At 26.7% G+C, this 15066-nt stretch carries 14 protein-coding genes; 9 read left to right on the forward strand and 5 right to left on the reverse strand.

Annotation, left to right across the window (positions count from 1 at the left end; genetic code table 11):
* Window positions 1-3 precede the first annotated feature (3 nt).
* From AAQM_RS00455 to AAQM_RS00490, 8 genes are read left to right on the forward strand one after another with little or no spacing between them, the layout of a single operon-like run.
* A complete protein-coding gene (locus tag AAQM_RS00455; protein ID WP_129095246.1) occupies window positions 4-1665 on the forward strand; it encodes a hypothetical protein in 1662 nt (553 codons plus the stop codon).
* Window positions 1666-1667: 2 nt separating this feature from the next.
* Window positions 1668-2684, forward strand: a complete 1017-nt coding sequence (locus AAQM_RS00460; RefSeq protein ID WP_129095245.1) for a hypothetical protein — start codon at window positions 1668-1670, stop codon at window positions 2682-2684.
* 8 nt (window positions 2685-2692) lie between these two features.
* Complete coding sequence (locus AAQM_RS00465) at window positions 2693-4378, forward strand: GspE/PulE family protein (protein ID WP_129095244.1); 1686 nt, start codon at window positions 2693-2695, stop codon at window positions 4376-4378.
* On the forward strand, window positions 4366-5115 hold the full coding sequence (locus tag AAQM_RS00470; RefSeq protein ID WP_129095243.1) for a hypothetical protein: 750 nt from the start codon (window positions 4366-4368) through the stop codon (window positions 5113-5115). The genes AAQM_RS00465 and AAQM_RS00470 overlap by 13 nt, the downstream gene beginning before the upstream one ends.
* Window positions 5112-5603 (forward strand): hypothetical protein, encoded by a 492-nt coding sequence (locus AAQM_RS00475; protein ID WP_129095242.1) that lies wholly within the window; start codon window positions 5112-5114, stop codon window positions 5601-5603. The genes AAQM_RS00470 and AAQM_RS00475 overlap by 4 nt, the downstream gene beginning before the upstream one ends.
* Window positions 5600-7933 (forward strand): hypothetical protein, encoded by a 2334-nt coding sequence (locus AAQM_RS00480; protein WP_129095241.1) that lies wholly within the window; start codon window positions 5600-5602, stop codon window positions 7931-7933. Before AAQM_RS00475 ends, AAQM_RS00480 begins: the two co-directional genes overlap by 4 nt.
* Before the next feature lie 19 nt (window positions 7934-7952).
* Window positions 7953-8966 (forward strand): SH3 domain-containing protein, encoded by a 1014-nt coding sequence (locus AAQM_RS00485; protein WP_129095240.1) that lies wholly within the window; start codon window positions 7953-7955, stop codon window positions 8964-8966.
* Between the two features lie 8 nt (window positions 8967-8974).
* Entirely contained in the window at window positions 8975-10048 is a 1074-nt protein-coding gene (locus AAQM_RS00490; RefSeq protein ID WP_129095239.1) for a hypothetical protein, read from the forward strand.
* Between the two features lie 19 nt (window positions 10049-10067).
* Here AAQM_RS00490 and purT read toward each other — a convergent pair whose 3' ends face one another.
* From purT to AAQM_RS00515, 5 genes are read right to left on the reverse strand one after another with little or no spacing between them, the layout of a single operon-like run.
* The gene (gene purT, locus AAQM_RS00495; RefSeq protein ID WP_129095238.1) at window positions 10068-11237 is read right to left on the reverse strand and encodes a formate-dependent phosphoribosylglycinamide formyltransferase; all 1170 of its coding nucleotides are present in this window, start codon (window positions 11235-11237) and stop codon (window positions 10068-10070) included.
* A gap of 10 nt (window positions 11238-11247) precedes the next feature.
* On the reverse strand, window positions 11248-12012 hold the full coding sequence (locus AAQM_RS00500) for a glucosaminidase domain-containing protein (protein ID WP_129095237.1): 765 nt from the start codon (window positions 12010-12012) through the stop codon (window positions 11248-11250).
* A gap of 3 nt (window positions 12013-12015) precedes the next feature.
* Window positions 12016-12756 (reverse strand): diaminopimelate epimerase, encoded by a 741-nt coding sequence (gene dapF / locus AAQM_RS00505; protein WP_129095236.1) that lies wholly within the window; start codon window positions 12754-12756, stop codon window positions 12016-12018.
* A complete protein-coding gene (gene coaE / locus AAQM_RS00510; RefSeq protein WP_129095235.1) occupies window positions 12753-13343 on the reverse strand; it encodes a dephospho-CoA kinase in 591 nt (196 codons plus the stop codon). Before coaE ends, dapF begins: the two co-directional genes overlap by 4 nt.
* Before the next feature lie 50 nt (window positions 13344-13393).
* Window positions 13394-13942, reverse strand: a complete 549-nt coding sequence (locus tag AAQM_RS00515) for a spermine/spermidine synthase domain-containing protein (protein ID WP_128985969.1) — start codon at window positions 13940-13942, stop codon at window positions 13394-13396.
* Window positions 13943-14040: 98 nt separating this feature from the next.
* On the opposite strand from AAQM_RS00515, the gene purM reads away from it, so the two are divergent.
* Complete coding sequence (gene purM / locus AAQM_RS00520) at window positions 14041-15036, forward strand: phosphoribosylformylglycinamidine cyclo-ligase (RefSeq protein WP_129095234.1); 996 nt, start codon at window positions 14041-14043, stop codon at window positions 15034-15036.
* Window positions 15037-15066: the final 30 nt, after the last annotated feature.

The raw sequence follows: 15066 nt of genomic DNA on the forward strand, positions 1-15066 counted from the left end.
TGTATGTTGCGAAATTATAAGAATATATTGTTTTTAAGTGGACTTTTTCTATTACTTAGTGGTTGTAGTTCAAAGAGTTATCATGATGAGATGATGCAAAAAGCTAAAGATTCCTTAAATAAAGAAGAGTATAAAGATTTAAATGAATCGTATTCTAGTTCATTAGTTGATGAAAATTTTAAATCAAAAGAGTTTATCTCTATATTAGAAGATAAATCTTTAAGTGATATTTTAAAAGAGATGGAAATAATAGATGGAAATTTTTATTATCTAAAAAGTAGTGATATTTTAGTACCAAAAAGTAGAATCAAAATCCATAATATAACAGAATTAAATGAGTATCTAAATGCAGTTTTAGATAAAGAGTTATTTATTAAAAAGAATGGTTCAATTTATCTTGTAAAACTTTTAACTACAAGTGAAACAAAAAAACAATCAATAGAACATATACCATTCCAATTAGAGGGTCAAATTTCTGTAGAAGAGCTTATCAAACTAATAACAGCTCAATCAGGATATGAAGTAAATATAGGAAGTTTCATAGAAAATAGAAATGATTTTCAAAATAGCATTGTAAGCATTAGTTCTAAAAATTTAAAAGATGCATTAAATTCATTATCTCATACAAAAGATGTATTTGTTGATGTTGATTATGATAAAGAGGTAATCAATATTACAAGGTATAAAGACTTAGTAATAGAGTTAAATATTCCTTTATTAGATATAAAATCATCAAGTCAAACATCAAATCAAGAGACAACAGGTGAAAGTAAAGTAGAAAATAATTCTCAAATAGTTTTATATGATGAATTAGACAAGATGTTAAAAAATATTATCTCAACAGATAAAATCTCAACTTATCATATAGATAAAGCAAGTGGTTTGATATTTTTAAAATCTACAAAATCAATTGAGAGTGCAGCAAGAACAATTGCAAAAGCATATGAATCAACTTTTTCGAAAGAAGCTGTAATAGAATTTGAAAGAATAGAACTTATATTAAATAAAAATAGAGCTTATGGAATAGGAAGTATCAGTGATAATAGACAGCAAAATATAGGAAATGGAGTTATTAGAGAAATAGCTACAGAAGGAGCTCTAACTTTTACAAGTGATAATGCTACTAGACTTTTACAAGTTGTAGCAACTGCAAATAATGAAATAGGAAGAGTTTTAAATTATAGTAAAAATATGATTATATTAAAAAATAATATCCCAACAGTTCAATCAATTACTGATAACACTGATTATGTTGAGAAAATAGAAACAACAATTGATTCAGAAACAGGACTTAGAACTTCTGATGTTACAGTTAATACCTTAAAAGAAGGTACTTCAATAACAGCAATGGCAAAAGTATCAAGAGATAAAATATTTTTAAATATAACTCCAACAATAAAAAAACTTATTGAATTTGAAAATGTTAGTATTGATGGAACAATGATTAAATTACCTCAGTATAAAGACCAAAGTTATAATATTTCTAAAGAAGTGGCTTTAGGAGAGACTTCAATTGTGGGTTCAATTATAGTTCATGATGATGCAAAAAATTATCAAGGAATTTTACCTCTTGAAGGTTTTGCAGTTGGTGGAAGTGACTCTAAATCTTATGTAAGAAGAGAGATAGTTTATGTTGTAACTCTTAGAAATATTAAAGGCTTTTAACAATGAGTATGTTTTCTGACCCATACGAACAGTTTTTACTTGATTATCTTGTAACAAAACTAGAAAATGGTTCAAATACAAGAAGAGCATTGTTACTTTATAGTGAACAAATCACAAGAGAAACAAATTTTAAAAAAAGATTGATGGCTGCGATTAAGGATATGGAAATAGGGAAACATAAGCTAGAAGCAATCTTACATAAGCATAAATTTTTAAATAGTTTTCAGTTTAGTTTAGTTGTAAATAGTACAAACACAATAGATGGATTGAAACTTGTATTATCTTTCAAAAAAGCAAATTCAAATTTACTTATGAAAATGCTAAATCCTATATTTGTTCCCATGATTATTATTGTAGGAACATTTTATGGTTTGATTTTATATTTGGATATGCTTCAAAAAGAGTTAGTTCAATTAAGAAAACTAAATCCTGATGTTGAACAATTTTTAGGAATACCTAAATATTTTACCTATGATATTGCGTATATTGGTTTAGGTGTTTCTATATTTGTAACTTTATTTATTTTATTTGGATATATCTACACTGAAAAATATAAACCTGCATGGCTTTATAAGGTTTTTAAAACACAAGCTTATTCAGATGGTAGATTTATGTTTAGAATTTTAAATGGAATGTTAAGTGCTGGAATTTCATTTCATAAGACTTCTTTAATTTTATCAAAAGATTATTTTAAAGTAGGATTTAGACCATTTTTTAAAGATTTAGCAGATATGATAAATAAGAATAAAAAACTTTTTATTATGTTTGAAAGATATAACTTTCCACCTATTATAACAGCTGATATAAAACTTTCAGAACTTAGTAAAACAAGTTTTTCAGAAGTTACAAAAGCTTTATATCAAACTTGCGATACTATGTATGAAAAAAATATAAATTATATGGTTTTGCAGTGGAGATTTATGTTTTGGATGATTGCCATGTTGGTTACTGTTATTATTGGTTCAGATGTTATAAATCTGGTAATTAGTACATTTACTTTTAAAACTTTATATCAGTAGAAGAAAAAATGATAAAAAAAATAGTTTCAACTCTAAAAAATGTACCGAAAATTAGCTTTTTAAATAAAGATAAAAAATTACATAAAAAAGAAAAATCTGAAAAAATAGATTTTAAAAAAATTATAGAAAAACAAAAACATTCTTTTCTTGAATTTATAGGAAAAACTGAAGATACTGATACTCATTTATCTCATATAATTGAAGATATGATTAAAGATAAATTTCAATTAAAAGGTGGTTATGGAGATTTGATTGCGAATGAAGCAAAATATGCAGAGTTTGTAAGAAGTCTAGGATATGAATATTATGCAACTTATAGTGATTTATCAAAATATTATCAGGATACTTCTTTTCAATTAGATGAAAAAAAACTTGAATTTTGTACAACTATGTATATTATCACTTTAGAAGATAAAAAGAGTAAAAATAAAGTTTTAGGTATTAGAGATGTTGTAAATCTTGATTTTGAAATATTAAGTAAGTTCTATTTTACAAAAATAGTAGTTTTAGGGGAAGGAGTTTTATCATCTGTTTTTGGAGAAGATAGGGAGATTATTTTTAGTTCAAATAGTGATACTGAAAATGATGAAGAGATAAATAAATATTTTGACAAAATGATGGGACAAGCAATTTTGCTTGGAGCGTCTGATATACATATTCAAAAAACAAGTAGATATGCATCCCTTTGGTTTAGAATTGATGGTATCAAAGTTGATATGGGAACAATGCCTATTACTATTGCAAAAACTTTAAAAAGAAGACTTGTAACTATGGCTGACCAAGAAGATTCTGATTATGAGTCAATTAATGGGGTTATAAATTATGAATATGGTAAAAAAAATATCAAGTTTAGGCTTGGACTTATAAACTCAAAGTTAAATTTTTCATTAGTAATGAGGATGATTGGTGGAAGAGGAGTTGTTTCACATAATTTATCAGGACTTAATTATCCAGAAGAGACAATTAGAATTTTATCTAATTTAACAAAATATGCAAATGGGATGATATTAATTACAGGGCAAGTTGGAAGTGGTAAAACACATTTAATGTATGCCTTATTACAACAACTTGCAAAACAACAACAATATGTTATTACTATTGAAGATCCAGTTGAGTATGTGGATGAATCTTTCTTCCAAATTGATTTATCAGAGTTTGCAAGTGCAAGTGAAGAGTTTAAATATGGTTATCCTGAAGCAGTTGTTGATATTTTAAGACAAGATTCAAATATCATTCTAATTGGGGAAACAAGAGAGCCTCAAACAGCATCACAACTTGTTAATGCTTCTAACTTAGGTCAGTTAGTATTCTCAACTATGCATACAAACTCTGCTCCTGCAACAGTTTCAAGGATGACAAGTTCACTTGGAATTAATGAAGGGGATATTATTGATAACTTAAGAGGAATAGTATCTCAAAGATTAGTTAGAAAACTTTGTACATATTGTAAAGAACCAGATGGTGAAAGTGGATTTAAAAAAATTGGTTGTGATGAGTGTAATCACACAGGATTTAAAGATAGGGTACCAATTGCTGAGGTAGTTAGATTTAAATTAGGACATGGAGGAGATTTTGAAAATCCAGCTGAATATATGACGGTTGAAAAAGCAGCGATGGCTCAATATCATGCAGGATTTATAACAAAAGAGGATGCAACAGCTATTATTAGAGGGGAAGAAGTATGGTACGATTAGTAATAACTGATTTTGCTACTAAAGAAGATAGCGAATTTTTCTATATACGAGATGAATTTGACATTTCTCAAAATATGTTTACTTATCATTCTTTCAAAAAATATAGTGTTTATTTATCAAAATATACAAATGATGATATTTATTCTTTAAATTTACTATCGAGAAAATATCTAAAGAAAAATCAATTTTTGATTCATATTGCAGATGGTGAATATGTAATTTTATTTAATCATAAAACAGTCTATTCAGCAAAAATAAATCAAAATTTCATCACAGATGATATGATTAAATCAATTTTAATTACAAAACATATAGCAATGCTTTCAAGTGGTGGAAGTATTGATAGTATTTATTATGTAATTAACTCAAAATTTAAACATGCTATAGAAAATATTTTAAAACAAAATACAAAAAATGAAAAACAAGAAGTTGTTGCAAAATCTTTAGGAGAAATTGAAGAGTTAGTAAAACCTTTAAAATCTTTAGATACTTCAAAATCTCATTTTACAAAATTATTTTATATTACTTCCTTGACAACAGTTAGTTTATGGTTTGTTTTTATGGGATTAGAAACTTTTACAAATAAAATATTTTACACAGAACCTCTTGAAAATTTAACAAAAGAGATAGAAATCGAAAAGCAATTAGCAAAACGACAACAAATTATTTTAAATACAAATGAAAAAAAATATAAAGAATTAACAGATTGTATTTCAATAAATGAGGATTTTAGATGATAAGTATTCATCCAAAATTAGTTTCTAAAATAACTAAATTAGTTTTAATAGGATTAGCTATTTATACTATGTTGTTTATTTTATTTAAAGCTATTAGTTATTTTCAATCAGTAAAACAAAAAGAGAACTTAGTAAGAGATATTCAGATTCAAAAAGAACAGACCGATATCTTGAAAAATAGGGTTAATGAGGTTAAAAAAAAGATAGAAAATCTTGAAAAGGTATATATTCAAAAAGAAGAATTAGAGGTTAAGATAAAAGATATATTTCAAAGAATGTCTTTTATTGATTTTCAGTTAAATTATATCGATGCAAGAAAAATGTGTGTTGATAGATATATTATTGTTGCAAGAGCAGATTATCAAAGTGAAAAAGGTTTAAAAGCTGTAGAGGGTATTTTATCTTATTTGGGTGAAATTAAAAAAAGTGAAAATGATGAAAACCTATATTTTGTGAATTACATAGCAAAACCAAGGCAAATACAATGAAAAAAATTTTATTTTTTTATGTACTATTTTTTTCAATATCTATTTTTGCAGATAATTATGTAGATTCAATTACTTTAACAAAGATAAAAAAACTTGTTCAAAAAGAAGAAGAAATAGCTCTTGCATATAAAAAATATATTTTAGAAAAAGGGGTAAATCCTACAACTCTAAATGATTTAAAAACAGCAAATTATTTACCAAAAGGATTTGACATAATAAATCCTTTTGCTAAGCAAATTACTATTATTCTTGATAATAACTCAACAATTACTGATAAAAAAGATGATATACATAAAATTAGAGGTTTTGAATCAACAGATCCTAAATTAAAATCAAATTTATATGATTATTATTATTCAAATAAATATAGAATTTATACAAAAGCACCTTTAAGTATAAACAATAGTAACGTTGAAATAATTTTAAGTACAAAAGAAAAATTTATATATGAAAACAGCTCAAAAATCACAATAACTGCTCCAGATAATTCTTCAAAAACTCCTAAAGATAGTTATTATTTAGATGAAAATGGAGTTTTACATTGGTATGATGCTTCTGGAGATTATAAATACTCTTTTGATAAAGAGTTAGTTCTTGATGAAAGTGTTACTTTGTTTGATGATAATGGAATTGTAACTGAAGAGTATAAAGATTTAGTAAGAAATATAGAATTTGCAGGAATGACTATATTATACGAAAAAAATGAAGTTGCAGAAGAACATGTAAATATTGGTTCAGGTAGTGTTATAAAAGTAAATCAACAAACAAGAGATATAGGAAAAACAGTTATTCAGTTTACAAGAAGAGCAGGTGGGATGATTGTAAATGGAGATATATATACTTGGGGAAATAATGCTAATAAAATAACTGGAATTGATTTAGGATATTCAGGAAGCACAGATTCTTATCGTTACCCTGTTGTTACAGGTCTTGTTAGGGCAAAAGCAAAAATGTATGATGATGACTCAACAGATGAAAAAGATTTTACAAAATATTATGATCAAAATTATTTTTCTTCACCAAATAGACCTAAATTTGTAGATTTTTTTAGTGCAGTTTTCTATGGAACTTGTGGAGTTTCTACAAAAGGTGAGTTGTATTGTGGGGGAACAACTGGATTAAATTATTCTTTTGGAAATAATTTTACACATGTGGATACAAATAGAAAAGGTGAGATGCTTTATAGAAGTACTTTTTTTGATGGTAAAACAAATAAAGCAAAAAAAGTTTTTGCAAATAATCAAATTTGGCATATTTTAGGAGATGATAATTTCATATATTCTTGGGGATATGATGGAAGTGCTTTCTCGGGAAATGGTAATTTATCTTTTAATTCAGAAATATGTGAAACAATTTGTACAAGATATGATAGATGGGGAAGATGTACTTCCTCTTATCAAGAATGTTCAAATGAACCTAGAAATGTATCTAACATAAAGTTTTCTGATATAACATACCTTTTAACTATTGGACATAGAAAAATTGGAGGATTATCAACTACAGGAGATATTTATATTTGGGGAAGAGAATATTATAAGGATAATTCTTCAACTTCTTTTGAAACATACGATTGTAGTAATAATTGGCAAAGCACAAATTTTAATTTATGTACACCTATAAAAGTTGAAACTTCAAATTCTACTATGACTACAACTTTGAAATTTGAGTCAATTCAAGGTGGGTTAGATGCTTTTGTAGCAAAAAGTGAAGATGGAAAATATTTTAAAATATCTCATCCCAAAACAAAAAAAATTCAAGTTACTTCAATAGATGATGCTATAGAATCATATTCTGAGTATGTAGCAGAAAATGATGCTGAAATATTATCTGTAGATTTTTCAAGAAAAGTAAATGAACAAGGACTAAGTAAAAGATACATCCCAAGTTCAGGAATAGTTTGGGTAAATAGCAAAAATGAATTGAAAGGAGATTATCTTTCTTCTTCTCTTACTACTGAAGATATTACAATATTTAGAAATGCAATAAGACAGATAAAATGGAAAAAAATAAAAGTAATTGATGATGATAATGGAATGTGTGGAATAGATATAAATAATCAGATGTATTGTTGGGGAATTCAGTCATTTTACAGAAATGGTAATTCTTATAGTGATTTTATGGGAAATACATTTATGATACCAGTTTTTAATACAAATTTATATGATTTAGAAAAAGATTTCTTAATAGCAGAAGGTGGATATAATGGGTATCTTACAAATATGACATCAGATGAATGGGCAACAACGAATAGTGATGGAAAAACAGGTGCATTCTTTATGAAATATCCTACATATATTGGTGGATTTAACTATGAATTTATATTTAAATAGAATTTAAAAAAGGGAAGAGATGAAAAAAATAAGTTTGATTTTATTGGGAATTTTTACAACATTTAATCTTTATGCTCAAGAGCAAGTATCTCAAGAGATGAAAAATATGGATAAATTAGATGTTTTAGATAGACAATCCAAAGATTTTTTCAATGCAATAACTGGACTTGAAAAAGATTATTTAGAAGAACAAGTAAATGCTATAAAAAATAAAAAAATGGAGAATCCATCAAACCCAAATCAACCACAAGTGATTGTACCTCAAGAAGCAACGTTATCGCAAGAAGATTATGAAAAAAATGTTTTTACTCACCAAAATGAAATGGCAAGACTTACAACTGATTTTACAAGAACAAAAAAATTAAAAGATTTAAAAATCAAAAGTATGTACTCTTTTAATGGAAAAGATTATGCTGTTTTGGAATTAATAGATGAAACAACTACATCAAATAATAGTGGAGTTAAAACAGAATTAAGTGCAAATATAGAGGGAAGATATATTGAAGGTGATAATATTTTAGGGCATAAGATAATAGATATTAATACTAGAACAAAAAGTATAGAACTTTATAAAAAACTTGATGAAGAGTATGGATATACAATATATTTAAGTAATTATGGAATTTCTGTTAGTGATTTAAAAAAGATAGAAAAAGTAAATGAGAAAACAGAATCAAAAAAAGAAGAATCAAAAATAATACCTAGTTCTCAAAATAAAGTAAAAGATGTTTTTAATCAAGTATCTGAAAAAGAGGTAAAAGTAGAAAAAGTAAAAACAGATATTTCAAATTGTTTATACACAGTTAGAAAAGAAAAATTAAATGTAAGAAATAAACCTGATTTAGAAGGTAGAATTTTAAGAGTCTTAAAAATAAATGACCAATTTACAATAAATAAAAAAGAAAAAGATTGGGTTCAAATAGATACTATTTATAAAAAAATTTCTGGAGATGTAATGGTTGTTTCAAAAGAAAATAATTGGGTTCAAATAGTTGATGGAAATGTGACTTCTCCAAATAATGAGTGTAAATAGGATAAAAATTGGAAAATCAAAAAGATTATAAATCATCTATTTCGAATGATATAAATAAAATTATTAATGAAACAGAGATATTAATAAACAAATATAATAAATTTTTTAATATTGAAGAGATTTTTTCTAGTGAAAATGGTGGTAAAACTAGATTAAATAGACAAATATTCAATGAAAATCATGAAGAAATACAAGCTTCTATTTTGGAAATTGGATTATGTTTAGATGAAATTAAAGGTTATATCTCTGAAGAGATAAAGATGATATTATCAAAATATAATCTTTTTGACAAAATAGAACTTACCGATTTGATTTTTGATGATAGAAACTTTTTAGAGCTTTTATTTTTAGATTTAGAAACACATGGTATAAAAGGTGAAATAAGAGTAAGATGTTTAAATGATGTAAATGAACTATTAAGTCTAAAGAATAAAATTTTTAATTTAAAATATTTTGTAGATATGTTTAATACTTCAATTTTTGATAAATACCTAAATAGATTAGGAGTTGAAGATTTAATTAATAGCACAATTATCTTTGAAACTATTGACTCTTATGGTTTACAATTTGAAGAGTTATTAAAATTTTCTAAAGAGATAAAAACTTTAGAACCACAAAATGAAAAAGTTACTAATTTAAATAGCTTAACTTCACTTTTAGAATTACATAAACGAAGAGCTGATAATTATCATTATGCAAGTATTAGATATAAAATTTTTGTTGAATATAATTGTGATATTTTGTCTAAAACTATGTATATAAATAAGGCTTATCTAGAAAATATAATCTCTTCTTTGATGGAACAATCATATATGGATTTAGTAAAAAAAGAGTTGAAAAAAGGAAAAATACAAAAACAAGTTGATGTAAATGTATCTATAGTTAAAAACACTCTCCAAATAAGTGTGAAAAATAATGGATTTGAGTCAAGAAATATACAAAGTTTGTATAGTGCAGATATTGACAATAGATATATTCTAGAAGCAAAAAACTTAGCTACTGTTATAAATGCAAAATTTGATATTCAAACATTAGATAATGAAGGTATGTTATATACTTTAAGTGTAAAATTAAAAGCTTAAAACTAAAGGAAGTTATCCTTTAGTTATCTTTGAAGTTTCCAATAATCTCTTTTGCTTTTTGTAAAGCTTTGTCACTGCTATCTTTGTCAAAAGTTAAAGCAACAGCCATTCTTCTTCCTACATGGCTTTGTGGTTTTCCAAATACTCTAATAATAGAATCTTTTGTAAATGAAGAATCAAAAATATTAATTTGTGGATTAAAACTATCACCACTTGCTTTATAAGCAGCACTTGCACCTGCTCCATAAGTAATAAAATCAACTGGTAAACCTAAAACTGCTCTTACATGAAGTGCAAATTCGCTAGCACTTTGAGTAATCATAGTAACCATTCCTGTATCATGAGGTCTTGGGCTTACTTCAGAGAAATATACATCATCACCTTTTACAAAAAGTTCAACACCAAAAATCCCACGTCCTCCAAGTCCATCAGTGATTGATTTTGCAATATCTTGTGATTTTTTAACTGCAATTTCACTCATATTCATTGGTTGCCAAGAGAAGATATAATCTCCATCTTTTTGGATATGCCCAATTGGTTCACAAAATACTGTATCTTTACCATTTCTAACAGTTAACATAGTAATTTCATAATCAAAAGTGATAAACTCTTCAACGATTAATTCACTAGCATCACCTCTAGCTTCTTTTGCCATTTCCCAAGATTTTTCTAAATCAGCTTCACTTCTTGCAACACTTTGTCCATGACCTGAAGAACTCATTACAGGTTTAATAACACAAGGAAATCCGATAACACCAGCAGCTTCTTTTAAAGCTTCAAAAGTTGTAACAAACTTATATTTACTTGTTGGAAGTTTTAATTCAACAGCTGCAAACTCTCTAATATTTTTTCTATTCATTGTTTTATTAACAGCATCTGCATTTGGAATTACATGAAATCCTTCTTTTTCAGCCGTAAAAAGTGCTTTTATATTAATTGCTTCAACTTCAGGTAAGATATAAGTAGGTTTTTCTCTTCTAATAACATCTAAAATTTCATTTTCATTTTTCATATTTATTGTGTATGATTTATTTGCTACAAGTTGAGCTGGAGCGTTGTTATAACTATCAACTGCAATTGTTTCTATTCCTAATCTTTGAGCTTCAATAATAACTTCTTTTCCAAGTTCTCCACTTCCAAGAAGCATTATTTTAATAGAGTCTGATTTTAGAGGTGCGGGAAATTTCATATTTGTCCTTTTAATAATTTGATTGATAAAATCTTTTATCATAGTTTTGTAGATTATTTATTGTAATTATATCTTTTAATAAATTTAAATATTCATGGGCAATTCCAGAATAGTTTAACATCGTTTGTGAAAGTTTAAATCCATCTGGATTTTCATTTTTAATTCTTTGTTGAAATCTTGTTTCTTGAAAGGCTTTATAAGCAAGATTTCTATTTAGGTTTAACATATAAGCACTAACTGACTCTTGCAAACTTTTGAAAACTCTAATAAAATGTTTTGCCCCAAAATCTCTTTTTTTAGGGATTATTCCAAAAGCAGGGTCATAAGTCCAATGCCCAAAGATATTATTTGCATCACTTACAAATCTACTCTTCCCCCAACCACTTTCAAGTGCAGCTTGAGCAAGAGCTAAAGAAGGTGGAATAATATCTACCTTTTTTTCATATTCTTGTAGGGTATAAATATTTTTTATTTTATATTTTTGTTTAATGTCTAGAAGTTTGTGAAAAGTAGGGGAATCAAAATCTATATTTAGAATATTTGAAGTTAAAACATCTTTTACAAATAGACGTTCTTTTTTTATTAGTCTATTTTCATAAGAAACCATTTTATACATATATTCAAAAAAATACTCTTTTGCTTTGTTTGTATCTTCAATTTCATAATACTCTTTTGGGAAACCTTTTGCAGATATTTGAGTTTGAATTGAAGTTACGAAACAAAAACTTAAAAATAGTTTTTTTGAATTCTTTATTAAAAATTTAAATAAAAGCATATATTAAATAGTTGTAGTAAAAACTTTTTTAACAGCACCTTTAAAATAAATAGTACCATTTCTTAAAGAGAGAGTTAACTCTTCACCACTCTTTGGATAAACAAAAACACTATCTTTTACTAAGCCTAAATTATGTGCTCTTAAAAAGCATGCTGCCATTCCTGTTCCACAAGCAAGTGTTTCACTTTCAACACCTCTTTCATAAGTTCTTACTTTTATGATTCCATTTTCAATTTTTGCAAAATTTACATTTGCATTGTGCTCATATCTCATTTTAGAACTTAATTCATGATTGTAAAGGTCTAAATCTTCCACTATCGTTACAAGATGAGGAACGCCTGTATCAACTAAATACCAATTGAAACCATCTTGTTTAAACTCTTCTTTTATAATTTTTGGTACTGTTAGTTGGGTTTCTACTATATCTTTTTCAACAGATGATTTTATAATTCCAGCACCTGTTAGAAATTTCATTTCATTTGAATTTACCAAGTCATTGTTTAACGCATAGTGAGAAACAGCTCTTGTTGCATTTCCACACATTGCAGCATAACTTCCATCACTATTATAAAAAAGCCATTTAAAATCAGCTTCATTAGATGGAACTAAAACAACTAATCCATCTGCACCAATTCCTTCAGTTCTATTACATAGTTTTAGTGCATCACTTGAATAATCTTTTTCAATAAAAGAGTGGAAAATTACAAAATCATTTCCACTTGCACTATATTTTGTATATGTCATATAATCTCTCCGATGATTCTTTCTACTTCATTTTGTAAATGTTTTAAATCTTTTGAATTATCAATTACCATATCAGCAAGTTTTTTTTTCTCTTCAATATCCATTTGATTAGAGATTTTCAATTTTGCTTCCTCTTCATCTATATTGTCTCTTTTCATAAGTCTTTGTATTTGTAACTCTTTTGGGGTGTAAATAACTAAAGATTTAGAAATAGGGTAGTGCATTTTTTCAAAAAATAGAGGAATATCTACAAAATATGGTTTATTTTGTTCTTCAAATATTTTTGATTCTTTTATTATCTCTTCTTTGATTAAAGGATGAAGTAAGGCTTCTAGTTTTAGTTTATTTTCTTCATTTGAAAATATTATTTTACCAAGTTCTTTTCTTAGAACTTTTCCATTTTGTACATATTGCTCACCAAACATTGTGGCAATTTTATTTGAATTCTCATCAAGTAGTCGATGAGCTATTAAATCAGCATCAATTGTTAGAAAACCGTGTAGTTTGAAAAGGTTACAAACAGTGCTTTTGCCTGTTGAAATTCCGCCTGTTAAAGCGATTGCATTTTTAAATAAATCATTACTCATAGTTAATATTTTACTACAAGAATGATTTATTTATATTTAAGAGAAAAAGATTATCTTTTAGCAATACCTGTTAATGCTCTGTGTTCAGCAGCAGGAAATACAAAAGATGCATTGTGTATTTCAGCAGAATAGTAATCTAAACCATCTAATAAATCAGCTCTTTGAAGATTTAAATCAGCTGTTGGATGGTATCTTTTTGAAGCAATTACAGAAGTATTATGTCCAAATTTAAATGGCATAGCAATCCAGAATTTTGAACCAACAAGTGTTAAATCAGCAAATAATTGTTCTTTATTGCTTGAAAATGAACTTGAAGCAAATGCAATTAATCCATCATCATTTAAAATTCTTTCAATATTTGCAAGTAGTAGTTCATCAAGTTTTACATCTGTAAAAATTATTACATCAATGTTTTTTTCATTTTTAGATGTTAAAAGTGATAAATCACCAAATTCAATATTTGAAGTTTTATTATGTTTAGCAGCTTGTGCTTTCATATCTTCATTTGATGTCCCAATAATTAGAACATTTGAAGCCTCTTTGTGTGTACATAATGGTAAATGTACCATCATTTCATTAAATGCGTTATTATCTTTCATTATATATAGTCCTTAATATTTATAAACAATTTGCTATAATACCAAAAAATTTTTAAAGTAATCGCAAAGATTTAGAAACTAGAAGAAAAAGGTGAATAATGGCAACAGTTAGTTACAAAGATGCAGGAGTTGATATTGATGCAGGAAATCAGTTTGTAGAAAATATCAAACCTTATGTTAAAGCAACAACAATTCCAGGAGTTCTTGGAGGTATTGGTTCATTTGCAGGTGCTTTTGAATTACCAAGTGGTTATAAAAAGCCTGTAATTTTATCTGGAACAGATGGTGTTGGAACGAAATTAAAACTTGCAATTGATGCAAAAAAATTTGATACAGTAGGAATTGATTTAGTTGCTATGTGTTCAAATGATTTATTATGTAACTTTGGAGAGCCATTATTTTTCTTAGATTATTATGCAACAGCAAAACTTGATGTAAATGAAGCAACACAAGTTGTAAAAGGAATTGCTGAGGGTTGTATTAGAAGTGAGTGTGCATTAGTTGGTGGTGAAACTGCTGAAATGCCAGGAATGTATAAAGAGGGTGATTTCGATTTAGCTGGTTTTTGTGTTGGAATTGCTGAAAAAGATGAATTAAATAGAATTGATAAAATTGCAGTTGGAGATACTTTAATTGCATTACCAAGTTCTGGAGTTCACTCAAATGGTTTCTCACTGGTTAGAAAACTTTTATTAGAAAAGTTAGGAATGTCTTTAGAAGATGATTTCCAAGGTAAACCACTAAAAGATGTTCTATTAGAACCAACTAGAATTTATGTAAAAGAGTTCAAAGCTAATAAAGATAAAATCAATGCTTTAGCACATATCACTGGTGGTGGAATTACTGAAAACTTACCAAGAGTTTTACCAGATAATTTTAAAGCTGTTGTTGATAGAAGTAAAATCAAAGTTTTACCAATCTTTGAATTTATGGGTAAACATGTAGAACTTGAAGAAATGTATAGAACATTTAATATGGGTGTAGGAATGGTTTTAGTTGTAAATCCTTCAAATGTTGATGCAATTTTAGCAAATACTGATGGATATGTTATTGGACATATTGCAGAAGGTGCAAAAGGTGTAGAATTTATCTAATATTTTAGATAAATTCCATTTTTTACAAAG

Source organism: Arcobacter aquimarinus, from assembly GCF_013177635.1.
Taxonomy (GTDB): domain Bacteria; phylum Campylobacterota; class Campylobacteria; order Campylobacterales; family Arcobacteraceae; genus Aliarcobacter; species Aliarcobacter aquimarinus.